Raw genomic sequence first — 23,697 nt, 5'->3', positions numbered from 1 at the left:
GAGCTCGGGGCACCACAGCCCCCAGCGTTTCTTCGATCAGTAACTCGTTGTTCTCGCCCTGTCGGCTCGGAGCTCGTGCTCACGCAGCGTCGCTACCGGGGTTGACCATTCGCGTTGTCCTCGAAGAGTTCCTGGGTACGGCGCAGCAGGGCTTGCCGTACAGCCTCCGGGGACAGGACTCGCAGGGGTGTGGCAAGGCTGAGGAGGTACCTGGCGAGCCCGTCTGCGTCGGGACCGCCGACGTCGACGATCGTGGCGTCGGGGCCTTCGGGACGGTGGGTACCGACAGTCGATGGGATCAGCCGCAGTGCTTGGTTCATGGACACCGGGAGGCGGATGGTCGCAGAGAGCGGGTAGGGGCCGGTCGCGACGGAGCGGGAGACGAGCAGCGCCGGGTCGGGCGGGTCGATGAGTTCCACCGCGAGCCCGGTCGGCTGTAGTCGGTCGACCCTGTCGGCCCGAAAGGTCCGCCATTGGCCCTGCGCCACGTCCCGGGCGACGAAGTACCACCGGCGTCCGGTGTGGACGAGGCGGTACGGGTCGACATCCCGGATCGTGGTTCTTCCTTCCCAGTCGCGGTACGACAGGCGGGCGCGCTCGCCCTGGCGGCATGCGGCGGCCAGTTCCAGCAGCATGCCGGGCGTGATCTGCGGCTCGTCGGGTCTGGGGGTGTGTACGAAAGCGGCGTCCATCTCCCCCAGCCGGTCCGCGATCCGCTGCGGCAGAACCTGCCGCAGTTTCAGCAGCGCCGACAGTGCGGCTTGATCGCCGCCGAGAGCTCCGCTCAGCGCCGCCTCGCGCAGCCCGACAGCCACGGCGAGTGCTTCTTCGTCATCGAGGATCAGCGGCGGCACCCGTGATCCGGCACGGAGGCGATAACCACCCCATGGCCCAGGCTCGGACTCGACGGCGTAGCCGAGTTCCCGGAGCTTGGCGATGTCCCGCCGCACCGTGCGCTCGGTGACCGTCATCCGGTCGGCCAGCTCAGCGCAGGTCCACAACGGTCGGGCGACCAGCAAGGAGAGCAATTTCAGCAGGCGGGCGGATGCGCTGATCACATGTTGAAGTGTTCCACAGGACCAGGACCGAATCTGTCCTGGTCCCGCCGTAGCGTCCTCTCCATGAACACGGTCAACACCTCCGCACCCACATTCCGCTACTCGGCCGTCACCTTCGACTGCCCGGACCCCGCTGAACTGGCCCGCTTCTACGGCGAGGTCCTCGGCCTGCCCACCGCCTTCTCCACCGACCACTTTGTCCTGCTCGGCCAGGAGGGCGCGGCCGGACTGGGATTCAACCGGTTGGCCGACTACCGCCGTCCCACCTGGCCGGACCCTTCCCAGGAAAAGCAGGCCCACATCGAAATAGGTGTCGATGACTTGGATGCTGCCCAAGCCCGGCTCCTCGCCCTGGGTGCCGTCAAGCCCGAATTCCAGCCGGACCCCGACCGGTGGCGGGTCCTGCTAGACCCCGCCGGCCACCCGTTCTGCATCTCCACCTTGGTCTGAGCACGAGCCGCAAACCGCGCGCCCATCTGGCGGGAGTGCGGCGGGCCCGCCCCAGACCCAGCCGAGGGGTACGGATCTTGTTCATCACCGGCTCGCACTGGGTGCAGTCCGCCCGCTGCCCCGACGTGTGATCAGAGACAGCGGGCGGCACTTCCCATCTGCCGCCCTGTGTAGCTTCGTGGTCAGTCCACTGCAGGAGCGGCTGAGAGCTTCGCCCGCCGCACCGTCTCCTCCGGAAACGGGCACAGCCGCGAGTGCGGGCGCGCGTGAACTGGCCTTCGGATGGCCCCTTTTGAGGCTTCGGACAGCCACCGCAGCCTCGTGCGGGGGCCAAGGGCAGCGGCCGGAAGCGTCCGGTGCTGTCGCGGACCCGACCGCTACACCGCCAGGAGCCCGCCTTGAGCGACCACGAGCAGCAGCAGGCCCTCGACCGAGAGCCGGTGACTCCCCAGGGCGCCGACGCCCTCCGCGCCTAAGGTAAGGCGGCCTGGGCCGTGCATGGTGGCCGCTCGACCTGCTGGGCTGCCGGGCGCACCCGACTGGATCGGGCACAGGATGTCGGGTCGGGCATGGTGGACGCTGCCTAGCGTGGTGATCGTCAAGAGGAAGGAGACGGGACATGCTGGAGCGGCTGAACCGGGCCATGGAGCACATCGAGCGCCATCTCGACCAGGACATCGAGGTGGGTGAGCTGGCTCGCATCGCGGCCACCTCGGAGTACCACCTGCGCCGGATGTTCTCCGCGCTCGCGGGCATACCGCTGTCGGAGTACATCCGGCGGCGTCGGCTCACCCTCGCGGGCGCTGAGGTACTCGCGGGGCGCGAGACGCTGCTGGAGATCGCGGTGCGCTATGGCTACGGCTCCGGCGAGGCGTTCGCGCGGGCGTTCCGCGCCATGCACGGCATCGGACCGGGCCAGGCCCGGCGTACCGGCGCCGCGCTCAGCTCCCAGTCCCGGATGGCCTTCCGCCTCACCATCGAAGGGAGCAGCAGTATGCGATACCGCGTTGTGGACAAGGCGGACTTCACCGTCGTCGGCCTCAGGGCCCGGGTACCCCTGGTGCATGCCGGGCCGAACCAGGCGATCATGGACTTCGTCCGCGGGATCGACCCGCGGGTCCTGGAGCGCCTGGAGAAGCTGTCGGACCAGGAGCCGCACGGCATCGTCGCGGTCTGCGACGACCTGGACCCCAGCCGCGCCGAAGGCACCGAACTCGACTACTACCACGGCGTGATCACCTCCGCGGCGGTCCCCGAGGGGATGACCACCTTGGCAGTCCCGGCCGGCGCCTGGGCGGTCTTCACCACCTCCGGCCCGGTGCCGCAGGCCATCCAGGACCTGTGGCGCGACGTGTTCACCGAATGGTTCCCGTCGAACCCGTATCGCAGCCGCACCGGACCTGAGATCCTGCGCACCCGCCTGTCGCCGGACAAGACCGAGGCCGACGCCGAACTGTGGCTCCCGGTGGAGCCCGAGCACGGCTGAGCAAGGCGGCAAGCCTCCCAGGGCAGACGTGCCTGAGCGCTTCGGTCGGTTTCGAGCCCACCGAAGCGCTCAGCCACAGCCGCGCAGTCCCCGCTTCGGGACCTCAGGGTCCCAGTGCCCTGGTCAGTGGTGTGGCGACAGGCCGACGGCGCGCTGCTGGTCTACCGAGGTCCTCTCAGGTGGAGCCTGCATGAGGGATGCTTGTTCGAACCTGCGCGGGCCCGGGTAAGGCCGGCACTCTCCTCACGGAGACCACGTCGATGCTCAGGCATCAAGCGCGGTGGGGGCACAGGACCCTTCAGCTACGACAAGGTCATCTCGGGTGCGAGCCAGGTCCACCCCGCGCGCCCAGCGGCAGCGACGCGTCCGCTGATGACATGGGCGTCGCGATGCTCGGCCCGCCCAACGAATTCACCCTCGTCGCCCCTCTGCGCTGTGCCTCTGTCCACCAGGCGTTCAACTCGCTGGAGGACTGCGGGCACCGAACCCGAACGCGGTGATCCACGCCCGGGCCCGTGTATCGGCCAAAGACCGTAAGGAATAGGGATGATCAGGTTCGACCCCGACATGAATTGGCCCTCCGCGGCTGTGATGATCACGGCCATCGGCTGCCTGACCTTTCTGATCTGGGCACGGGCGCTCCCCGGTACCGGCACGCTTGCGCTGCTGGGTATCCGCATCGTGTGACCTGTGCCCCGAGCTGGTGCGTCATGCGGAGCGATGCAATCGCCTGGATGTCCGAGTCGAGGAACCGGAAGAAGCTCATGCCGCCGGCCCGCTCGCCGCGCGAGGTCAACCATTCGATGTCGTCGTCGAGGCGGGCGAGGTAGCCATCGCGACCGGTGCTGATGAAGACGGGGGCGGTGAAGGTCATGGGGTCCTCCCAAGCAGGTGGTCGAGGTCGTCATGGCACAGGGGGGGGCGGCGGGATCACCGTCGTCGGTGCGTGCCTACCGCAGCAGGGAGCCGCCAGTGGTGATCTTGACGGCGTGGGCGAGGCGAGGCACGTCCGTGCCGGACGGGGGATCGCCCTTCGCGACGGCGTCGGCGATCAGCGAAGTGGCTGGTCCGGGTGCGGGCTGGCGGTGTGCCGGTCAGGTGGGCGTCGATGCGGGCGAGGTTGATCGCTGCTCCCGAGAGCTGGCGTTGGAGACTGGTCTTGGCGAGGCCGCGGTAGCGGGATTCGCGCCGGCCGCCCCCGCTGGAGAGGGAGACGGGTGCCGCGTTTCCCCAGTACGGCGGGGTGTGCGAGCACCTTGCCCAGCGGAGCGGCTATCGGCCGCCCGCGGCCGGTCCTGGAGCGCGGCGTCCGAAGCCGACGACGCCTTCGAAAGCCCCCTCACCCTCGCAAAATCGAGCGCCATCTCTGTTTCGTTGTTCCCCGAGGCCGTCGAGGCCCGCGAGTTCGCGGAAACTGAAGGTCTTTTCGCGGGAACTCGAGGATGGGCGGTCGTGTTCTCGTGGGTTCGGCCCCCGGCTTCAGCCGAACACGCGGGGTGGGTGCCGAGCGGGCCCGCCCCTGGGTGCCTTCCCTGGAAACGTGCTGACACCGTAGGAGTCATGAGAGCAGAAGGAACGACACCAGAACCGGAAACCTCTATGCAGAGTGGGCTCACATCTCTGGGTGAGGTGGCGTGCCGTTATCAGGCGGATGAGATACGCCCGGAGGATCTGCCGATGATCGCTGCCGAGGCGCTCGCAGCCGGACTGGACACCCCGACATTGTGCGAGCTCGCCGGTTGGCCTTGCAATGCGGATGCCCGCGAGATTCGCGACGCGTTCGAGCAAGCACTTGCCGAGTCCGGGATCGGGTTGCCGGATCGGGGCCTGGCACGGCGCCACGCTCTGCGCCGGATGGCGGCGAGACTCATCGATGGAGAGATAACTCCCGCTGACCTGGTGACGGACGAGTGGGGGGAGACGGAGGTCGAGACCGCGGCGGAGCAATCGTTCGTGGCGCTGATCCCGCAATGCGATTGCTGCATCGAGTACACGTTGGGGCTTGACCAGCAGACGTGGGCGGCCCAGCTGCGGAACGCTGCCCTCGCCCTGACATCGTCCCCGCCGATCGGTCCCGGATGCTGACTCTGCCTGGCGTGCTCATCCTCAGCGAAGGCGTGGACTGGTCAAGCAGACTTCACTGAAGTGGCTGTTCAGCGGCCTGGTGCAGCAGCGCCCGTGCGGAGTCCGCGTAGCGCATCGCGGTCTTCTCGTCGAGCCCGAACACCTCGGCGAGGTGGAGCGGATCGGGCCCGTGGGTCAGGGCCTCTTCGAGTTGGCGGTCGACGCGGAGCCGTTCCAGCGTCGCGTCCTGCCCGCGCATCGCGGCGCTGATCCAGTGGTTGCTGGCGCGGCTGGTCTTCGTGGCGGTCTGGTTGTTGATCAGTAGGTGGAGGTTCGCGGTGTTCGGCCACCGGTTTCGCCGGTGCTCCAGCCAGTCCAGCAGTAGCTTCAGGGTGAGGTCGTCGAGCGGGCGGACACGTGCGGCGATGGTCAGCCGACGGTTGCCGATGTCGAGGTCGTCGAGCATGAGGTTGGCGATCTGGGTCACGTCGTACCGCGAGCAGGGGACGACGACGGCGGTGCGGCCTCGCACGGTTGACCCCCTCGACGCGTCCTGCGCCAACTGCCGTCGGCGTGCCGCGATTTCGTGGCGGCGCGCACGGTGAGTGTAGAGAGCCCGGCCGCGCCGGGGCACCCGGTCTTTCCCACCCGGACGCGCCCGGCCTCGCGGCGCCCGCGGCCGGCGGCCCCGCACCCGGGCCGTGCGTGCGGCCGGTCCCGGCCCGTGCCTTTCGGCGACAGCCGGCCGCGGGCGCCGCGGGCGGCTCAGTACTCCTCGGACCAGTCGAGACCGAGCGTGTCGGCGAGGCGCTCCAGCGCCCGCTCGGTGCGTCCGTATGCGGCCAGTTCGAAGTCGCCGTAGCCGGTGTTGTGCGCGACGATGACGTCGAGACCGCCGAAGTACTCGGTATGGGCGCCGAGTTCGAGCCAGGGGAGGAAGCCCATCGGGCGCAGCGCCGACCGCAGTCGATCCACCACCTCCGGTGCGACCTCGGTTTCCTCGACGATCGAGCCGAAATCGGCGGGCAGCCGGGTGACGGCCAGTTGGAGGAGGAACTCGGAGATCGAGTGGCTTTGGGGCACCCACGCCGGCTTGCCCTCCTCGTCCACCCCGGAGACGAGCACCTGCGGGTCGGCGAGATGGGCGTGGGCCGCGGGGTAGCCCCACTCGTTGCAGTACTGGTTCTCGGCCATGAACACGCAGACGCGCAGGTCCTCCCCCGGACCGGTGAACGGGTTGCCGTCGGGCAGTCCGCCGGAGACGCCGTAGCCAGTGGGGTCGGGGCGGACGGTGGGCGGCCAGACCGGGTTGGTCTCGTAGACCTCCGGCCGGTCCGCGAAGGAGTTGAACGGCAGGTCCCACCACTCGTCCAGCGCGGCGGGTATCGCGAGCGAGCGGTCCACGTCCTCCGACCCGGTGGCCGCCGAATCCTCGGCGGCGGTCTTCAGAGCGCTGACGTACGCCTTGTGGGCGTCCGGCATCTCCGGCTCCCAGCGGTTCCCGTCGGTGGGCCGGTACCCCCACTCCTCCTGGAAGGCGCGCAGCAGCTCCCATCGCCCGCCGGCGACCGCCGCGCCCGACACCGAGGCGCCGCGCGCCTGCTCCAGCCGCTCATGGAAACGTCCGTAATCGATCTCTGTCACGGGGGCAGATCCTACTGAGTGCACCATCGGCCAGGAGGACGGCTCTCACCTGCGAAGACGTCAGGTCCCAGGGCAGCGCGACCGCGCTCGCACGAGAGCCCGAGGACCATTCATGCTCAGCAACATCGCCACGCGGGTCGTGCCGGCCTTCGGTCGGCTGACCGTCACCACCAAGCCCGCGCGGGAGTTCGCCCCCGGGCAGCATCATCGTCGCGAACCACACCTCCTTGGCGGATCCGGCGATCGTGCTTGCCGCGCTCCACCGGCTCGGCGTGCGGCCGGTGGTGCTGGCCACCGCGGGGATGTGGCGTGTCCCGGCGCTCGGTCGCGCCCTGCACCGGGAGGGGCACATCCCCGTGCACCGCGGCAGTCAGCGGGCGGCCGAGGCCCCGGACGGCGCGGTCGCGGCGCTCGCCGAGCGCAGCATCGTCCTCCTCTACGGCGAGGGCCGACTGCCCCGCCGACGGAACTCCGGGGAAGCGGCCCCGGCGCCCCTTCCGCAGCGGCGTCTCCCGGCTGGTGCGCGCGACGGGGGCACAGGTGAACCCGCTCGGGTAGGCCGGCGCCCGCCGGCTCGTCTCCGGTTCGCCGTCCAAGCAGCTCGCGGCGCTGGCCACCGCCCGGTGCGCCGCCCCCGTGCACGTCCATGTGGGCACCGGCCCCCCGATGTCGGGCGACATGGCGGCGGCCACGGCGCACAGATCTGGCCCCGGTGACCTCATCCAACTGGTGGTGGGGGTCGCGCTGGCCACGGTGCGCGTCGAGGACGTCGCCCAGCTCGGCCGACTGCTCGGGCTGGTCCTTGAGGCGGTGCACGCGGGGCCCCGTTCCGCGGGCGAATGAGTGGCCGACGGGGCGTCACCGACCTGGCCGGTCGAGGCGGCCGTGCGCTTCGGAACCTCAGGTGTCCTCCGGGTACCAGCGCACACTTCCCATGGCGACCCACCGGACACCCCCTAGACTAGGGGGCGTCCGGTAGGTCACCGTCAGCCGCGCGGAAGCAGCGCCGGGGCCAGCTCCCGCCACTGCGGCATCGGCAGCGCCGCCGGGTCGGCGGTCAGCACCTGCAGGCAGACGTGGTCGGCGCCGGCGTCGAGATGGTGCCGGACGCGTTCACGCACCGCGTCGATGTCTCCGTAGGCGGTGATGGCGTCGACCAGCCGTCTGCTCGGGCCGCCGATGATGTCGTCGTCGCCGAAGCCGAGGCGACGCACGTTCGCCTCCTGGTGGGGTGCCGAGGAGACGTACGCGGCGACGTGCGCGGTGGCCAGTTCGCGGGCCCGCGCGCGGTCGGTGTCCAGGACCACGGCCTGCTCGACGCCGAGGAAGGCGTCCGGGCCCATGATCTCGCGGGCCCGGGCGGTGTGTTCGACCGACACGAAGTACGGGTGGGCGCCCCAGGTGCGTTCGCCGGCGAGCCGCAGCATCTTGGGGCCCAGTGCGGCCAGTACCCGGCGCGGCGTCGGGTCGGGGACGGGGCCGTGGGCCGGGACCGCGTCCATCGCGTCCAGATATCCGCGCATGGTGGTCACCGCCCTGCCCCGGGCCGGCATCGGGTAGCCGTCGTGGTGGTGGACCGTGTCGTCGACCCGGTGGCCGCCCAGTCCCAGCAGATAGCGGCCGGGGAACGCCTCGCCGAGGGTGCGCTCCGCGGTCGCCATGGCGATCGGGTCCCGGAAGGCGATGTTGGCGATCCCCGAGGCGATCACGATGCGCCGGGTCGCCGACAGCAGCAGCCAGCCCTGCCCCACGGTGTCGCGTCCGAACGCCTCCCCGTACCAGATGGCTCCGTAGCCCAACTCCTCGATCTCCGCGGCGGCTTCGTGGACCCGTCCGGCGGGCTGCCCTTCGAAGGCGAAGGTCCAGATCCCGACCCGGCCCGGCGCACCCCGTGTGTCGCGCGTCATCACATGCTCCCTGGACGAACGTACCGGAGAACCTCTCCGTTTCCACTTCGATACGATACGGAGAAGCTCTCCGTTTGGCTACCCCGGCCCGCCGCGATCCGAGCGGTGGGGGAGGAGGACACGATGACGCCCGCGCACAACCGGCCCGGGTCCGAGGTGCCGCGCCGCTCGGACGCGCGCCGCAACCGCGAGCGCCTGATCGACGCCGCCCGTGCGGTCTTCGCCGAGTCCGGCCCCGAGGCGTCGCTCAATGAGATCGCCCAGCGCGCGGGCGTCGGGCCCGGCACCCTCTACCGGAACTTCCCCCACCGCCAGGCCCTGCTGGCGGCGGTGCTCAGGGACCGGATCGATACGCTGTGCGGCCATGCCGAGCGGCTGCTGACCGCCGACTCCGCCGACCGGGCGCTCGCCGAGTGGCTGCACGCCTTCCTGGAGCACGCCCGGGTCAACCAAGGGCTGGGCGGTTCCCTGCTGCTCGACGAACCGGAGATGCTGGGCGTGGACTGCCATCGGCGGATCGAGGGCGCGGCCGCCGCACTGCTCGTCCGGGCTCAGCGCTCGGGGACCGCCCGAGGCGATCTGGCCCCCGGTGACCTCATCCAGCTGGTGGTGGGGGTCGCGCTGGCCACGGTGCGCGTCGAGGACGCCGCCCAGCCCGGCCGACTGCTCGGGCTGGTCCTCGAGGCGGTGCACGCGAGGCCCCGTCCCGCGGGCGACTGAGCGTCCGACGGGGCCGCACCGGCCTGGCCGGTCAAGGCGGCCGTGCGCTTCGGACCCTCAGGCGTCCTGCGGGTACCAGCGCAGTCCCCGCGGCGACCCACCGGACACCCCCCGGTACTTCAGTCAGAAATCGTTGCCTGAGCTGGTCGGTTTCGTTGAGGGCATGGGTGGGGTGGATGAGGCCGGTCGGTGGGCCGCTGGGCCGGAGTCGTTGTTCGCGCGGGTGGCGGCCGGTTCTCACGGGTGGATCTGCGGTGGCGGATGCGGGACTACGTGCGGGGCTTGCTGGCGCCTGGGGAGCGGAAGAACGGTAGCGGCTCGCCGAGTACGCAGGTCACCGCGCGGCCGGATTCCCGTACCTACTGAACGGTGCGAAGTCCATGTAAGTGCCGATATATGCCCCTGGAGCTGGTGTGCAGCACGTCGTCACGTATCGTTTGCGGCGAGAATGAGTGGAGCCAGAGACGTGAACGAAAGCGTGGTCCGGCGCATCCTCCCTGCTGAGCTGGCTGTCGCTGTCCTGACGGCACTCCTCGGGGTAGTGGCGGTCGTCGGGGCCGGCATGAAGGTCGACCTGCCGTGGTGGGCTCTGGCGGCGGTGGCCTTGCCGACTGCGGGGTTCGCCGGCTGGACCGGGGCGCAGATCGGCCGTCGGCGTGGCATCCGCAACGAGGTCCTGGAGCCCGGCGAGACGGTGGTCGCCACCTACACCGTCCGGCCCCCGTACGCCGAGCATGCCCCGCCCGCGGCCCATGAGGGCCCTCAGTACCAACTCCGTGTGACCACGAAGAGCCTGGAGATGTGGGAACGCTCAGCCTTGTTGTGGCGGCACCCCTTGTCGGAGCTGCGCCTGATCGCCGACGGTCCGCGGCTGCGCGTTCACCATGGGGAGCACGAGGTCGGCACGATGCTGCTGGAGCGGCCGGACGCCCTGCACGAGATCCGTCACGCCGCCAGGCGATACGGGGCCGTCTGACACCCGTCCCCGACAGACACCTCCCCGAACGCAACTCGTTGCCGCTGGCATGACGGCCCGGGTGTGCCCCGCAGGCCGGTCACCAGAGCCGTCAGACCCTGCCCAGGGCGCGTATCGAGTCGTGATCGATGTGGGGGCTTGGCCCCTGTTGTTCTTCGTTCTGGTGGATCGTCTGGCGTGGGCGGTGCCTGCGCTCGCACCGGCCGGAATACGCACTCGCGGTCGCCGGTTGCAGCGGAACATGCACCACTCTCAGGAGCCGCCCAGCGGCATACACCCACTGCTTGCCGGGCGCTTCAGCCCCTACCGGTTCGATCCGTCGGCGGTTGTCGACGACCACGCCCTCGGGCTGTTGCTGGAAGCCGCGCGGTGGGCACCGTCGGCGGGGAACTCCCAGCCGTGGGGCTTCTTCATCGGTAGGCCCGGTGAGCCGGAGCACGACCGGGTGCTCCCTCACCTTGCGCCGAGCTCGGCCCGCTGGGCGACGGATGCGGGCCTGCTCGTCGTCACGCTGACGCGTCGGCACGTCGATGATACGCAGCTGCTCTACTCCGAGTTCGCGGACTACGACCTCGGCCAGGCCATCGCCCACATGACTGTTCAGGCCCAGGCCATGGGACTGGCCGCGCACCAATTCCGGGCCTTCGACCTGGAAGGGCTCACCAAGGAGTTGGATCCGAACCCGGGCTGGGCGATCGTCTCCATGGTCGCGGTGGGCAAGGCCGCTGGCGGACCTCCGGAGGGCCGTGAGCGGCGCAGCGTCGCGCACTTGCGCTCCGCTCCCTGGTCACCGGCGGAGTGACAGCCGAGTCGTGATCATTGAGCGGTCCGGGCGAGTACGGCCGTACCCGGTGCGGCTGCGGCAGGCGTCCCTGTCGCAGTGGACGAGCGTGTCCAGGAGCAGCCCGGCCAGCAGGCACGGCTGCTGACGCGATACCGCGTCAGCGCGCGGGCTCCGTCGCCGCCGTGCGCGGGCGTGGGGGTTCGCTGGCCCGGAGAGAAGCGAAGTCTGCGTGCGCCGCCTCGACGGCTTCGGAGTGTGCCTCGCGCTTGGCGTGCTCGGCGAGCGCCTGGTAGATGCTGGCGACGGTTCAGGAGCACAACGGGGGTCTGGCGCCGCAGGCGGCGACACAGAAGATGACACGGTGCGGACACCTCACTGACAGAAGATGTCAGTGAACCTCCGGACAGTGGTGCCATGATCTTCAGTCACCACTCCCGCCGGGCCGAGCGGCTGCTTGTGCCCGCTGCTTTCGCCACCGCGCTCGGCAACAATGTCCAGCTCATCGTCGGTGCCCTGATCATGATCAGGGAGCAGCGGACCATGATGGCCGTCGGCTGGCTCTTCATCGCCGTCGCCGGGCCGCAGGCGCTGCTGTCGCCCTTCTTCGGACGGCTGGCCGACCGCTTCGACCGACGGGCCCTGTGGATCGGCTGCGATATCACCAGTGCGGCGTTGGCCCTCGCACTGCCGCTGTGGCTGGCCTGCGGAGGCTCCCCGGGGCCCGGCATCTACAGCGCCAATCTGGCGCTCGCCGTGGTCGGTGCCCTGTTCTTCCCGGCGAGCTCCGCGCTGATCAAGGAACGGGTCCCCGCGGACCGGCTGCGGCGGTTCAACGCCCGCTACGAGATGGGGACCCAGGCGGGGATGCTGCTGTCGGCGACGATCGGCGGGCTGTCCGTCCAGGCGTTCGGTGCCGTGCCGCTGCTGGTGTTCAACGCGGGGACCTTCCTCGTCTCGGCGCTCTGCGTCGTCGCGGTGGGGCCTCGCCCGGACCGGGCGCGGACGGACACCGCTGCCGGGGGGTCGGTGCCGGCGGCGGCTCCGCGCGGCTCGCTGCGGATGCGCCGCTTCATCCTGCTCTACGCCCAGGGGAGTGTGGTCGTCACGGTGTTCAATGCTCTGCTGCCCACCGCCGTCATCGGTGAACTCCATCTGGGGGCGGCGACGTTCGGTGCGGTGGACGCTCTCGGATGCCTCGGTTTCCTGGCGGCCACCGGTGCGTACCGGATCGTCAGCAGACGCAGTCCTGACCTTCGCATCGCCGTCGTGGGCTTTCTGCTCTGCGATGTTGGCCTGTTGCTGCAGAGCCAGTTCGGGATCGTCGGCTATCTCGTCGGGGTGCCGCTGGGTGCGTTCTTCTTCGGGCAGGCCCGGATCGCTTCCCGGACCATGCTGATGGCCTCGGCCGACGATGCCACGGTGGGCAGGGTCTTCGGGCTGGCGAACGGTGGCGGGCTGGCGGCTACGGTCGCTGTGATGTTCCTGGTCGCGACGGTCACCGACCACAGTGACACGCGCTACGGCTTTGGGGTCCTCGCCGCCCTTGCGCTGCTGGCGACCCTGTCCGCCGGAGTGCTGCTGAGATCGCCGGCCCCCGCCCGGCCTGATGAGGCCCCTGGTCCGTACCGGTCGAGCACGGCCGCTGCCGTCTCCGCTATCCCGCGGCGCAGCTCCTCGGGGGCGAGCACCTCGATGTCCGACCCCAGTGACAGCAGTATGGGCACCGCAAGCTCGACCGACTCCAGCGGCACCGTCGCCGTCACCCAGCCATCTGCCTCCGGCGGCCCTGCCGAGGCTTCGACGGCGCGGACCAGTGCCGCGTCCAGGTGGTCCGGCAGCGCGGACAGCAGCGCTGGAGCAATCCGGACGGAGGCCTGAAGCCGCAGCCTGCGGGCGTCGTAGACGGTGAGGTACTCCTGCCAGTGGGCGGCCAGGTCGAACCCCTCGGGGCGCTCGAAAGCGACCTCCCCGACGTCCAGGCGGAGGATCGAAGACACCCGGTACGTCCGCACAGCGCCGTCCACCGCTGCGACGAGGTACCAGACGCCCGCCTTGAGGACCAGGCCGTAGGGGTCGAGCTCGCGCTCGACCTCCTGCGGCTCGGCCCAGCGGCGGTAGCGCACGCGGATCCGCCGCTGGTTCCACACCGCATCGGCGAGCGCCACCAGAGCAGGCGGGGAGTCCTGTTCCCGGTACCAGCCGAGAGCGTCGAGATGGAACCGCTCACGGACCCGGCCCGCGCGGTCCCGCAGCGGCGCCGGCAGCGCCGCGGTCAGTTTCAGCTGCGCCGCCGCCAGCACCTCTCCCAGCCCCAGGTCGTCCGCAGCGCCCGGCAGCCCGGCCAGAAACAGAGACTCGGCCTCGTCGGCGTGCAGCCCGGTGAGCCGGGTCCGGTAGCCGCCAAGCAGCTGGTAACCGCCACCGTGCCCGCCGTCCCCGTAGACCGGAATGCCCGCGCCGCTCAGCGAGTCGATGTCCCGATAGATGGTCCGCACCGAGACACCCAGTTCCTCAGCGAGCTCACCAGCCGTCAGCCTGCCCCGGTTCTGCAGCAGGAGGACGAGAGAGAGAAGCCGGGCTGCGCGCATGAACCAATCATTCCAGGCCCAGGTCGCGTTCGGGCGCCTGAACCCCATAGCACCGTGCGGCAAGGCGCTCCCGGCCCTGGCCCGGTGGCTGCGAGACCGCCGCGCGACGGCGCGGCTCCGCTACACCGAGCTCGTCCAACGCACCACCTCCGTGTCCCTGCCCGACGGTGGCTCCGCCCGCAGCAGCGCGGACACCCTGGCCCGGCAGTGTCCGCCAGCCGGGGTGGCCGTCCGGACGACACCGTCTGCTGGATTCCATGCCGGTGGTCCAGGTCGCCTCGTGTCGGCGCTGTGCCCGTGTTCCCAGGCCGCACGCCTGCACGTCGGCTCTCAGTGTTTCAGCGTCTCAATCTTCCCGAGTGGACTTGTCCTTCGCCGCCTCGGCCTCCAAGGACGCGGCCGACCGCCAGTGGCGGCTGATCGCCAGGTTGGTGTGGCCGGCGACGCACAGGGCCGTGCCCACGATCGCGACGGGAACGGACGCCCCGAGGATGGCGAGCATCTCCCACCACGGGCGGGCGTCCTCGCAGTTCTGCCAGCGGTGCTCAGCGAAAAGCACCGCCTCGCACTTGTTGTCACCGACCTCGTACGGCACGGCCAGGAGCCAGGCAAACCCAGAGCCCCAGGCTGGCTGCGATGGTGAGCAGTAGCCCGCCCACCAGCTGCTGTCGCTCGGCCCGATCCAGGAACTTCGCGTGGTCATCCTTCGCGCTCGTCACGCGTTCTCCCCGGTCGTGATCATGGTGATCCCACGATATCCGCTGGACGCAGCAGCCGTGTCGCCGGGCAGACGGCGGCATGACCAAGGAACAAGGGTCGAACCCCGCCGCAGCACCTAAACGCCGCCTATCCCTTCGGCGCGGGCGGCCTGCTCATCCCGGACGCCGTGCTGCACATGCGCTACCAGAATCTGCCGCACGCGTTCGTGGAGGTCGGCCGGGCCACGATGTCGCTGGGCCGCCTGATCACCAAGGTCGCCTCGTACGACCGCTACCGCATCACATAGCGCCGTCCGCCGGCCCGCGCGCTGCGGGCACCAGGCGGCCCTACTGGACTGGTGGGCCCGCTACCCGCGTACCGAGTCCAAGTTCCCGCCGCTGTTGATCGTCTTGGAGGGCAGGAAGCCCGACGTCCTGGCCACCCGCACCTTCGACGCCCTAGAGACACCCGACCCCGCTGAGGCAGGCGTTCCCCGATTACGGGCGCATGGCCAAGCCCCTGCTCCTGCACCTGCTCGCCATCGTCGACCCCGTCGACGATCGCATGGTCGGCCTGAGGCTGGAGCGTCTGTCGGCCGACGGCTGATCACCAAGTTCCCCGCTGGAGGCGAGTGCGCGGGCAAGAGCCAGCCCGGAGTTCGGGCCAGGTAGGGCATCAGGCGCCAACCGACGGATACGGCGTACCCCTGGTCACTGAGCCAGCCCCCGCGAACAGGCCCGACCACACTCTGCTGCCCGCCACCCTGGACCAACTCGCCACCCCGAGACGATAACCGGACCGTCGTCGCCCAACCTCCGGCTTCGCCGCTGCACCGAACCGCCAGCGATGCGTGGCTTTCTTCCTCGCCTTGGCCGCCGCCGTCATCACCGTCCGCAGCCTGATCCGCCAAGCCTGGTTCAGTCACCGCTGGGATACCCGGCCCCGCAGCGCCCGCATCCGACAGTCCCACTCACCAACCTCCGGGCCGGGAGCCTATGGACATGATCGACAGCGGGGCCCACGATGAGGCGCATGCTGAGTACTCTCCTCGCCTTTCTCGGCGCTTGCACCCTGATCGCGGCCTCGCCCGGCCCGAGCACAATGCTGATCATCCGGCAGTCCCTGCGCAGTCGGCGTGCGGGTTTCCTCACCGTGCTGGGCAACGAGACCGGTGTCTTCATTTGGGGTGTCGTCGCCGCACTCGGGCTCACCGCACTGCTCGCGGCCTCCCAGCTGGCGTACGACATCATGCGGATCGCCGGTGCCGTGACTCTGGTCGCCTTCGGTATCAAGACGCTGCTGGACGTCCGTGGCGAGGGACAAGAGGGGAGCCAGGATGCACAGGCAGTCCGCTCGGGCTGGGCTTCGTACCGCTCGGGCCTGCTGCTGAACCTCGCCAATCCCAAGGCCGCAGTGTTCGCGATGTCCTTCCTTCCGCAGTTCGTGCCCGCAGGAGCCCCTCATCTGCCCACCATGATCGGCCTGGCGGCCATCTGGGCCGTCTTCGAGGTCGGTTACTACGGACTCTACGTATGGTTCGTGGGCCGAATGAAGAAGATCATCTCTCGAGCAAAGGTACGCCAGCGCCTCGAGCAGGTCTCCGGCACTGTGCTGGTCCTGCTCGGTGTTCGGATGGCCATCGAGAGCTGACTACAGCTGACGCCGGGCTGAAGTCTGACGAGACCGCCGAGCATGGGATACGCCCAACCGTTTCTGCGCGCCACCACCCACAGGCGGACGCTCTTACGGATAGGAGTTACGGCGTGTGCGCCAGTAGCCGGAGCGTGTGGAACGTCTTTGGTGGTCCGGCTTCCGCCGCAGGCTGGAGGGCCACGGTTCGCCTACGTGTTTGACCCCCGAAGTGGCCTCGGTCGTCGTCCCCGACGACGTCCAGCCGAACGATGCCCTTCGGACCCAGCCCACCGCCGGGTATCCGGGCAATCGAAGACTCGGCGCGCGAGCGCCTTGAGGTCGAGGGCGACGGTGGTGCTCCGCTGGGGCAACGGGGCGACACGCTCGCCCGGAACCTGTCGGCCCGGGCGACACGCAGGCCCGGGACCTGGTGGCCCGGGCGCTGGACTTACCGCCGCCCGTCTCGTGCGTGACCGCGGACGCGTTCCGTCGACGAAACCGCAGCACCGGCCCGAGCGCTGAACCGGCCATCGCCAAGTCGCTGGCGCGATGTGGACCTTGACCGCTTGCCGAGGGGTGGGAATGGTGTGACGGTGCGCTCGCGGAGAGAAAGCGGCGCAGGTCAGCGGGGCGTACCCGCTCATTTCCCGGCCTTTCCAGGAGACGTTTTGTCCGGCGAGGAGCATCTGCTCAAGGTCTACAGCGACCGCCTCTACGTTCACACCACCACCGTGCGCCACCAAGGCACCGTGGTGGCCTTCGCCATGGACGACCGACGGCGCGTCGTCTACACCGTCCTGGACCTGGCGCGGCACGACGAGACCAAGGGTGAACTCGACGCCGCCTACTGGTCGGAGAACCCCCGCCCGCTCCGGTTCCCCGCCGAGATCACCGACGTGGGCTTCGCGGCCGCGGGCGTCACCGCCTTACCGGTCGTCAAGAACGGCGGCAGAGTGGAGGCCGCACCCGGGGAGCGGCTGGGCGAGGACGAGGTGGACCCGTTCCTGTCCACGACGGCGCGGCTGACCGCTTCGGCCCCGTTCCACGCGATCTCCGACGGCACGCACATCGTGGTCCTGCGCCAGTCCGTCCCGGCCGGCCACCCCGACGCCGTGCACAAGCTGACCGGCGGTGCCTCCTCGGGCGACCCGGAGCGTACGGACTATGTCACCGATGCTCAGGGGGCGAAGGTCTCCCTCGCGGCGGACACGCTGCTCGCCGACCGGTTCCTGCTCGTCGGCGGGGAGCTGAAACCCGTCCTGGAGGCCCGCTACCGGCGCAGCCGCCACAAGAACCGCCCCGACTCGGCCAAGGACAGCCTGGGCACGAGCGACATGGAGGGGCGCCCCTTCCACGAACCCACCCAGAAGCTGTCCTTCGTCCGTCACCTCTCCGGCGGACGCTTCACGGCCCTCCTCGTCCCCACCGTCGTCCACGGGCGGCAGCGCTGGCAGGTCTTCGCGCACAACGACGCCACGGGCCGCATCGACGCGTTCAGCATCGAGCAGGGCCGCGACGGGCTGTTCAACCTCCAGGGCACCCAGGCATGGACCAGCCCCGACCCCGCCCACCGTGACGCCGTCTACGAACCCGCCCCCGGCACCTGCCCGTTCACCGGACAGCCGCTCGTGCCCGTGGCGAGCTCCGAAGGCCACGCGGAGACCGCGCTACGGTTCGGCGAAGGGGACGCCCATGTCCGCGTGGCCGAGGGGCCCGCGCTCGTCGGCTCCGACTTCACCGTCGAGTTCTGGGCGCGGCGCACCGCGACCGGCCGCCAGGAGTTCCTGATCGGCCACGGGGACGAGTCGGGCAGCCCGCTGGGGTCCCTGCACATAGGTTTCCGTGAGGACGACCGCTTCACCTTCGCCTTCTACGCCGACGACCTCAACGCCGACGGCCCGGTCGACGACACCGACTGGCACCACTGGGCCTGCGTCTACGACCGCAAGGCGCGCCGGCAGACCGTCTACCGTGACGGCCAGGAGGCCGGCAGCCGCACCACCGGCGGCGACTACACCGGCACCGGTGCCCTGCTGCTGGGCCGCGCCCTCGGCCAAGGGGCCCGCGCCGAGCTGGACGAGGTGCGGATCTGGAACCGTGCCAGGACCCCCGACGAGCTGGGGCGGGACAAGGGCGTCCGCCTCATCGGCGACGACCCCGGGCTCGTCGCCTACTACCGCTTCGACGAGGGCTCCGGCACCCGCCTGCACGACCAGACCGACCACGCCCGCCACGGCGAACTCCTCGGCGGTCCGAAGTGGGTGACCTCCCAGGCGCCCGTCGGCGACCACCCGGGCGTGCGCCGCGACAGCTTCGCCGTCGCCGGCCGCGGGGTCGTCTCCGGTCTGTCGGCCGTTCTCTACCACCAGCAGGAGGCGACGGCCGTCGGTTACGGGCAGGAGCCCAAGCCGGCCAAGCGCCAGGCCCGCGTGCTCCTGTCGTACGCCACCTCCGGCCCCGACCCGAAGACCGGTGCGGCGACCGAGGAGGCGTACGCCGCCGCCGTCGACTTCGGCGTCGGCAGGGACGGTCGGCTCGCCCAGGTGCCGGACGAGCTGACACTGCCGGTGCTCGCCGCGCCGGAGGCCAGTGGGGACGTCGAGGCGATCAGCGAGCTGGACGCGCAGGTGCGGCGGCTCGACCAGGAGGCCGCGGCCAAGGAGACCGAACTGGCGCGGCTGGCCCAGCAGACGGCGGACACGGACGCGCTGCGTGGCGAGTGCGACGCGCTCCGGGCGGAGCTGGACGCCGACCTCCGGGCGTGGGTCTACCGCCTGCGGTTCAAGCTGCAGCGCGACGGCAAGGACCAGTACGTGTCCGTGCCGTCGGACGCCCGCAGCGAGACCCCGCTGAACAGGACCACGGACAAGGACGCGCGCACGGCACTGTGGGCCTTCAACCCCACCGGCGGGATCCACTACGGCCGCCCGGGCTACCGGCTGCGCAGCGCCTGGGTCGGTTTCGACGCCCACGTCTACTGGCAGAGCCGGGACGACGGCGCCCACCTGGTGATGCACAAGGGGGACGGCAACGAGTTCGCCCTCTTCGACCAGGGCGGCGGCCAGTTCGCCATCGTCGCCACGCACAGCGAGCGGACGATCAGCGCCATCGACCGGATCAGCACCGAGCGGGTCGTGCAGTACGACAACGACACGGTCATCCGCTCGGGCGAGGGCCTCGTCCTGCTGGAGAAGGCCGAACCCCGCAGGGACTTCTCCGACGTCAACACCCTCCGCGACCGCCTGCAGGCCGCCGAGACCCGCCTGCGCGCCGCCGAGACCGCCCGGGAGAAGGAGACCGGCCTCCAGCGGGAACTCGCCGGCCTCCAGGCGGAGCTCGACGCCAGGCGCGAGGAGCTCGCCCGCCTGACGGGCGGCCTCAAGGGCGCCGACGACATCGCCCTGCCCATGCCCCAGCTCGCCGTCGACCGCACCGGCCTCAGCACGTCCGGCGCGCTGCTGGAGTTCGCCCGCGGTGCCGACCGCCCGTACCTGCTCGACAGCGCCACCGGCAGCGTCGTGCTGTACTTCCGCGGCGCCAACGGGCAGTTCTTCGCCACGTACTACGACACCCTCGTGTCCCGCGGCACCCGGCGGCTCGCGGGCCCCGACGACACGGCGCTGACGTTCGCCGCCCGGGACGCGGGCACGGACCTCGCCGGCCTGGACATCCTGATCATGGACATCGGCGATGCCGGGCTGTGCGAGCTGACGATCCGGCGCGGCGAGGAGAGCGAGATCTGGCGCCGGCTGCCGCGCGAGGCCGCCGCCTTCGCCGCCGCCGTCAACGGGACGGCGGGCCGGGCGTACGACTACGCGCAGCAGGCCGAGAGCAACCGGCCGGGTGTGCCGCTGTCGGCCGGCTCCCGGCTCCTGGTCGTCGATCCGGGCACGGCGCGGGACGTGCCGCTCGGCGCCGTGCCCGACCTCGTCACCGGTCACGGCCCCCGCTGGCGCGCGGACAAACCCGGCCGCGCGTACGCCTTCGACGGCCGGCAGAACGTCCTGACCATGGACGCGCAGCTGGACCGCGCCGCCGCGACGGGTGACCTGACCCTGGAGGCGTGGGTCAACCCCGAGCGGGTGCCCGGCGCCGTCCGCGTCGTCCACGCCGGCACCGGCGGCAGCTCGTTCACCCTCGGGCTGCACGCCCCCGCGGCCCCGGCCGTGACCCCCGCCCTCTCCTTCGACGGCTCACGTGGCGTGGCCTACACCGAGAACGGCATCGACCTGGCGGGCACCGACTTCACGGTGGAGTTCTGGGCGCGGCGCCCGGAGGCGTCCGACAGGCGCCCCCAGTACGTCGTCGGCCACGGCCCGCACGAGGCCGTCACCCGCGGCTCCCTCCACATCGGCTTCCGGGCGGACAAGGCGTTCACCTTCGCCTTCTACGGGGACGACCTCGACACCGAGGAGAAGTACACCGACACCGACTGGCACCACTGGGCCTGCGTCCACGACAGGACCACCCGGGAGCAGGTGATCTACCAGGACGGCACCGAGGTGGCCAGGCGGGTCGCCACGGACCACTACCACGGCAGCGGGCCGTTCAGCTTCGGCAGCGCCTTCGCGGGGTGGGTGCCCGACTACGCGCGGGTGGACATGGACGAGGTCCGGCTGTGGGGCACGGCTCGCACGGCCGCACAGATCGCGGAGCACAAGGACCGGCGGCTGACCGGCGGCGAGCCCGGCCTTCAGGGCTACTGGCCGTACGCCGAACCGGCGCCCCGCGCGGACGGCGGGCCGGGGGTGCCGGACCGCTCCGGCAAGGGACGGCCCATGCTGTTCCGCGGCGGCGTCAGCACGGTCCCCGCGCCCACCGCGATCGCCGAGGGCGAGGCCCCCGGCTACCGCATCGTGGCCGCCGTCGGCGACCGTCTCACCGCCACCCGCGCCTCCTTGCCCGGCTGTGGGGCGTGGCGCGCGACGCGGCCCAGCTGGGCGCGCCCGTCTCGGCGCGCGACCGGGGGCTGACGGCACACTGGCGGTTCGAGGAGAACGCGGGCAACACCGCGGCCGACACCACCGGTTCGCACCCCGCCCGGCTGCGCGGGGCCCGCTGGACGGCCAGCCCGGACCCGCGCGGCAGCGTCTTCCGCCTCTACCGCAACGGGGTCTCGGTGGCCTGCGACCCGCTGGAGCCTGCGGACCTCCAGGACGCGGACTTCACGGACTACGGGGATGCCCAGCTCTCCCTCGGCGCCCGGCTCACGGAAGGCCGGGCCGACCAGCCCTTCCACGGCGTCCTCGAAGAGGTACGGATCTGGCGCACCGCCCGCACCCGGGAGCAGGTCCTGGACAACCTCTTCACCCGCCTCAGGGGCGAGAAGGAGGACCTGATCGCCTACTGGTCCTTCGACCGGGCGTCCACCGACGAGACGGCGGACCTCGTACGCGACGAGGGCCTGCGCGGCAACCACCTGGCGCTGCGCGCCGCCCCCGCCCGGCCCGCCGCCGTTCTGTCCACCGCCCCCGTCTCCAGCGACACCGCCCAGGTCCGCTCGGCGCTCGCCGCGATGCGCACGCCGTTCCACGAGACGGTCTCGGGCGCACCGGCCGTCGCCGAGTACGCCGACATGCAGTACACCGTCAAGGGCGAGGCCTTCGGCGTGCTCAAGCGGGCGTACGGCTACCTGCGCGACGGCCGCTGGCACCTGGTCACCGGCTACAAGGTCGGCGACCTGGTCAGCGAATGGGTCAGCCAGGTGCAGTTCGCCCCGCAGCTCGTCGGCTATGTGGAGGGCGCCCCGCCGGTGCCCTCGGAGAACCTCACGCCCCACACGATCGACCCCGACAGCGCGACCTACGACGGCATCGCGTCGGTGGAGTTCACCCAGGCCGAGCAGGTCGTCCACTCGCTGTCGTCGGCGAAGGAGCGCAGCGTCGACGCCGCGTTCGACTTCGCCCTCTCCAACGAGGTCGACGTCGACATGTGGATGATCGCCGCGCCGCTGGGCTTCGGCGTGGCCAAGTCCATGGCGAAGGCCAAGGTGTCGGTGGGCATGCGCGGCAGCCTGGAGTTCTCCAACAGCTGGGCCGACGAGACGGCCGTCTCGCAGGGGGAGAACACCGCCCGCTCGATGAAGGTCGACCTCTCCGGGAGCTGGGAGGACCCGCTCAAGCCCCTCAACCCGGCGCTGGGCCGCCGCTACGTGCCCGTCAACACCGGCTTCGCCCTCGTCCAGTCCCAGACCGCCGACGTCTTCGCACTGCGGCTCGCCCACAGCGGCACCCTGGTCGCCTACCGCATCCAGCCCAACCCGGACATCCCCAAGGACTGGAACGTCGTTCCCTTCCCCATCAACCCCCGCTACACCAAGCAGGGCACGCTCGACGGCGCGGTCGGATACGACGAGCACGGCAAGGTCACCGACCCGGACTACACCGGTGCCCGCGACCACGGCGAGTACAGCTACTACAAGCCGCGCGAGGCGTACGCCATCAAGCGCCGCATCCAGCGGGAGCAGCAGCAGCTGCGCGGCTACTACGAGTCCGTCTCCACCGAGACCCACGCCCCCGACCCCACCGCGGAGCGGGCCGGCCGGGTGCTGGGCGGCGCCATCGGCGGCGACACCGCGCCCGGCAAGGGGCGGGACACCGCCGGCAGCACCACCGGTGAGGGCTTCTCGCGTCGCGACCTGGTCAACACCTACGTCTGGACGGCGGACGGCGGGTTCTTCGCCGAGACGACGGAGACGACCGACGCCGTCAGCGAGACGACGTCCGGCTCGTACTCCCTGTCCGGCTCGGTGGGCGCCTCCGTCGGGACCTCCTTCGACATCATGGGCGTCGGCGTCAACGCCCAGCTGGACGCGTCCATCGGCGGCGGCATGTCCGTCACCCGGGCCCGCGGCAAGCAGGCGACCCGCTCGTTCGGGCTGAACGTCACCTGCTCGCCATCCGGCAACGTCCAGCGGTACGACGTCGATCGCAAGCCCGTCTTCGACGCCGACGGCAAACCCGTCAACGCGCCGGGGAAGGTGGACGCGTACCGGTTCCTCAGCTTCTACCTGGGCGAGGACACCGAGCACTTCGACACGTTCTTCCACAAGGTCGTCGACCCGGCCTGGCTGGAGAACGCCACCGACCCGAACGCGGCCGCGCTGCGCCAGGCGCGCCAGTCGGACCGCAAGCCGCCGTGCTGGCGGGTGATGCACCGCGTCACCTTCGTCAGCCGGCTGCTGCCGCCGGCACCCGCGGCCGAGGCCCCGCCGCTAGAGCGGGCGATGCGGCAGCTGGACGTGGAGAGCAACTACGAGCTCGTCCGCCGCCTCGACCCGTACGTCAAGGGGTCGGCGACCAGCCTGCCGGAGCTGACGGCGGCCGTACGCACGACCCTGGCCACCCATCTGCCCGAGCTGAGCCCGCACGCGGCGGAGGTGACCGGCTTCCTGGCGCAGTACTACGGCGTCGAGGGCTGACCCGTGTGACCGTGCCGCCCGGACCGGCAGCGACCTTCCGGTCCGGGCGGCATATGGGGAAGGCGGTCACCGCGCGGACGGATCGGCCCACCCGTCCGCGCGCACGTCGACCTGCTTCACAAGCGGGTCCTCCGCGCGGCGCGAGGCCGTTCGTGATCGCGTATGTGGTGACCCGCTGTGGCTCTGGCACGGAATGTGAGACCAAGCCACCTTTCAGACGGGGAGTTGGAGGAGCGGCAGCGCCACGGGCGTAGCTCCTTGCGGACGGC

General features: G+C 70.9%; 18 protein-coding genes and 3 pseudogenes. 15 read left to right on the top strand and 6 right to left on the bottom strand.

The window, feature by feature from the left end:
- Positions 1 to 92 precede the first annotated feature (92 nt).
- The gene (locus tag LRS74_RS00530) at positions 93 to 1,058 is read right to left on the bottom strand and encodes a YafY family protein (RefSeq protein ID WP_277739049.1); all 966 of its coding nucleotides are present in this window, start codon (positions 1,056 to 1,058) and stop codon (positions 93 to 95) included.
- A gap of 63 nt (positions 1,059 to 1,121) precedes the next feature.
- Between LRS74_RS00530 and LRS74_RS00525 the strand changes: the two genes are divergently transcribed.
- The 4 genes from LRS74_RS00525 (at position 1,122) to LRS74_RS00510 (ending at position 5,079) form a co-directional block, all read left to right on the top strand.
- Positions 1,122 to 1,508 (top strand): VOC family protein, encoded by a 387-nt coding sequence (locus LRS74_RS00525; RefSeq protein ID WP_277739048.1) that lies wholly within the window; start codon positions 1,122 to 1,124, stop codon positions 1,506 to 1,508.
- Between the two features lie 619 nt (positions 1,509 to 2,127).
- Positions 2,128 to 2,994, top strand: a complete 867-nt coding sequence (locus LRS74_RS00520) for an AraC family transcriptional regulator (RefSeq protein ID WP_277739047.1) — start codon at positions 2,128 to 2,130, stop codon at positions 2,992 to 2,994.
- A gap of 546 nt (positions 2,995 to 3,540) precedes the next feature.
- Positions 3,541 to 3,681 (top strand): hypothetical protein, encoded by a 141-nt coding sequence (locus LRS74_RS00515; RefSeq protein WP_277739046.1) that lies wholly within the window; start codon positions 3,541 to 3,543, stop codon positions 3,679 to 3,681.
- Between the two features lie 990 nt (positions 3,682 to 4,671).
- The gene (locus LRS74_RS00510; protein WP_277739045.1) at positions 4,672 to 5,079 is read left to right on the top strand and encodes a hypothetical protein; all 408 of its coding nucleotides are present in this window, start codon (positions 4,672 to 4,674) and stop codon (positions 5,077 to 5,079) included.
- A gap of 52 nt (positions 5,080 to 5,131) precedes the next feature.
- On the opposite strand, the gene LRS74_RS00505 is transcribed toward LRS74_RS00510, so the two are convergent.
- Both LRS74_RS00505 and LRS74_RS00500 read right to left on the bottom strand, forming a co-directional pair.
- Complete coding sequence (locus tag LRS74_RS00505) at positions 5,132 to 5,590, bottom strand: hypothetical protein (RefSeq protein ID WP_277739044.1); 459 nt, start codon at positions 5,588 to 5,590, stop codon at positions 5,132 to 5,134.
- A gap of 233 nt (positions 5,591 to 5,823) precedes the next feature.
- Entirely contained in the window at positions 5,824 to 6,702 is an 879-nt protein-coding gene (locus tag LRS74_RS00500; RefSeq protein ID WP_277739043.1) for a hypothetical protein, read from the bottom strand.
- 245 nt (positions 6,703 to 6,947) lie between these two features.
- Here LRS74_RS00500 and LRS74_RS00495 point away from each other — a divergent pair, with 245 nt between their 5' ends.
- Together LRS74_RS00495 and LRS74_RS00490 are read left to right on the top strand one after the other, a co-directional pair.
- Positions 6,948 to 7,418, top strand: a complete 471-nt coding sequence (locus tag LRS74_RS00495) for a hypothetical protein (protein WP_277739042.1) — start codon at positions 6,948 to 6,950, stop codon at positions 7,416 to 7,418.
- The gene (locus LRS74_RS00490) at positions 7,339 to 7,545 is read left to right on the top strand and encodes a hypothetical protein (RefSeq protein WP_277745045.1); all 207 of its coding nucleotides are present in this window, start codon (positions 7,339 to 7,341) and stop codon (positions 7,543 to 7,545) included. Before LRS74_RS00495 ends, LRS74_RS00490 begins: the two co-directional genes overlap by 80 nt.
- A 143-nt stretch (positions 7,546 to 7,688) precedes the next feature.
- On the opposite strand, the gene LRS74_RS00485 is transcribed toward LRS74_RS00490, so the two are convergent.
- Positions 7,689 to 8,609 carry a TIGR03620 family F420-dependent LLM class oxidoreductase gene (locus LRS74_RS00485; RefSeq protein WP_277739041.1) on the bottom strand — a complete coding sequence of 307 codons (921 nt, stop codon included), beginning with the start codon at positions 8,607 to 8,609 and terminating at the stop codon, positions 7,689 to 7,691.
- Positions 8,610 to 8,732: 123 nt separating this feature from the next.
- Here LRS74_RS00485 and LRS74_RS00480 point away from each other — a divergent pair, with 123 nt between their 5' ends.
- The 4 genes and pseudogenes from LRS74_RS00480 to LRS74_RS00465 form a co-directional block, all read left to right on the top strand.
- On the top strand, positions 8,733 to 9,329 hold the full coding sequence (locus LRS74_RS00480) for a TetR/AcrR family transcriptional regulator (RefSeq protein ID WP_277739040.1): 597 nt from the start codon (positions 8,733 to 8,735) through the stop codon (positions 9,327 to 9,329).
- Between the two features lie 466 nt (positions 9,330 to 9,795).
- Positions 9,796 to 10,305 (top strand): hypothetical protein, encoded by a 510-nt coding sequence (locus tag LRS74_RS00475; RefSeq protein ID WP_277739039.1) that lies wholly within the window; start codon positions 9,796 to 9,798, stop codon positions 10,303 to 10,305.
- Between the two features lie 241 nt (positions 10,306 to 10,546).
- A complete protein-coding gene (locus LRS74_RS00470) occupies positions 10,547 to 11,107 on the top strand; it encodes a nitroreductase family protein (protein ID WP_277739038.1) in 561 nt (186 codons plus the stop codon).
- Between the two features lie 396 nt (positions 11,108 to 11,503).
- Positions 11,504 to 12,523 (top strand): annotated as a pseudogene (locus LRS74_RS00465) (MFS transporter); the annotation flags it as partial.
- A gap of 83 nt (positions 12,524 to 12,606) precedes the next feature.
- On the opposite strand, the gene LRS74_RS00460 reads toward LRS74_RS00465, so the two are convergent.
- Positions 12,607 to 13,677, bottom strand: coding sequence for a WYL domain-containing protein (locus tag LRS74_RS00460; RefSeq protein WP_277739037.1), 1,071 nt, complete (start codon positions 13,675 to 13,677; stop codon positions 12,607 to 12,609).
- A gap of 346 nt (positions 13,678 to 14,023) precedes the next feature.
- A complete protein-coding gene (locus LRS74_RS00455) occupies positions 14,024 to 14,380 on the bottom strand; it encodes a hypothetical protein (RefSeq protein ID WP_277739036.1) in 357 nt (118 codons plus the stop codon).
- Positions 14,381 to 14,542: 162 nt separating this feature from the next.
- On the opposite strand from LRS74_RS00455, the pseudogene LRS74_RS00450 reads away from it, so the two are divergent.
- From LRS74_RS00450 to LRS74_RS00430, 5 genes and pseudogenes are all read left to right on the top strand, one after another.
- Positions 14,543 to 14,683, top strand: a pseudogene (locus tag LRS74_RS00450) (replication-relaxation family protein); the annotation flags it as partial.
- A gap of 552 nt (positions 14,684 to 15,235) precedes the next feature.
- Positions 15,236 to 15,319, top strand: a pseudogene (locus LRS74_RS00445) (IS5/IS1182 family transposase); the annotation flags it as partial.
- An 89-nt stretch (positions 15,320 to 15,408) separates the two neighbouring features.
- Positions 15,409 to 16,026 (top strand): LysE family translocator, encoded by a 618-nt coding sequence (locus LRS74_RS00440; protein ID WP_277739035.1) that lies wholly within the window; start codon positions 15,409 to 15,411, stop codon positions 16,024 to 16,026.
- 650 nt (positions 16,027 to 16,676) lie between these two features.
- Positions 16,677 to 20,981 carry a LamG domain-containing protein gene (locus LRS74_RS00435; RefSeq protein ID WP_277739034.1) on the top strand — a complete coding sequence of 1,435 codons (4,305 nt, stop codon included), beginning with the start codon at positions 16,677 to 16,679 and terminating at the stop codon, positions 20,979 to 20,981.
- Entirely contained in the window at positions 20,924 to 23,428 is a 2,505-nt protein-coding gene (locus LRS74_RS00430) for a LamG-like jellyroll fold domain-containing protein (RefSeq protein WP_277739033.1), read from the top strand. Before LRS74_RS00435 ends, LRS74_RS00430 begins: the two co-directional genes overlap by 58 nt.
- Positions 23,429 to 23,697: the final 269 nt, after the last annotated feature.

This window comes from Streptomyces sp. LX-29, assembly GCF_029541745.1.
Lineage (GTDB): Bacteria > Actinomycetota > Actinomycetes > Streptomycetales > Streptomycetaceae > Streptomyces.
The sequence above is the reverse complement of the archived record's forward strand: the minus strand, read 5'-3'. Positions and strand labels throughout refer to the sequence as shown.

Bases quoted from the DNA above. Each gene is read 5' to 3' on its own strand.
- LRS74_RS00525 (WP_277739048.1), top strand. From the start codon at position 1,122: ATGAACACGGTCAACACCTCCGCACCCACATTCCGCTACTCGGCCGTC.
- LRS74_RS00520 (WP_277739047.1), top strand. From the start codon at position 2,128: ATGCTGGAGCGGCTGAACCGGGCCATGGAGCACATCGAGCGCCATCTC.
- LRS74_RS00515 (WP_277739046.1), top strand. From the start codon at position 3,541: ATGATCAGGTTCGACCCCGACATGAATTGGCCCTCCGCGGCTGTGATG.
- LRS74_RS00510 (WP_277739045.1), top strand. From the start codon at position 4,672: ATGATCGCTGCCGAGGCGCTCGCAGCCGGACTGGACACCCCGACATTG.
- LRS74_RS00485 (WP_277739041.1), bottom strand. From the start codon at position 8,609: ATGACGCGCGACACACGGGGTGCGCCGGGCCGGGTCGGGATCTGGACC.
- LRS74_RS00480 (WP_277739040.1), top strand. From the start codon at position 8,733: ATGACGCCCGCGCACAACCGGCCCGGGTCCGAGGTGCCGCGCCGCTCG.
- LRS74_RS00470 (WP_277739038.1), top strand. From the start codon at position 10,547: ATGCACCACTCTCAGGAGCCGCCCAGCGGCATACACCCACTGCTTGCC.
- LRS74_RS00460 (WP_277739037.1), bottom strand. From the start codon at position 13,677: ATGCGCGCAGCCCGGCTTCTCTCTCTCGTCCTCCTGCTGCAGAACCGG.
- LRS74_RS00455 (WP_277739036.1), bottom strand. From the start codon at position 14,380: ATGACCACGCGAAGTTCCTGGATCGGGCCGAGCGACAGCAGCTGGTGG.
- LRS74_RS00440 (WP_277739035.1), top strand. From the start codon at position 15,409: ATGCTGAGTACTCTCCTCGCCTTTCTCGGCGCTTGCACCCTGATCGCG.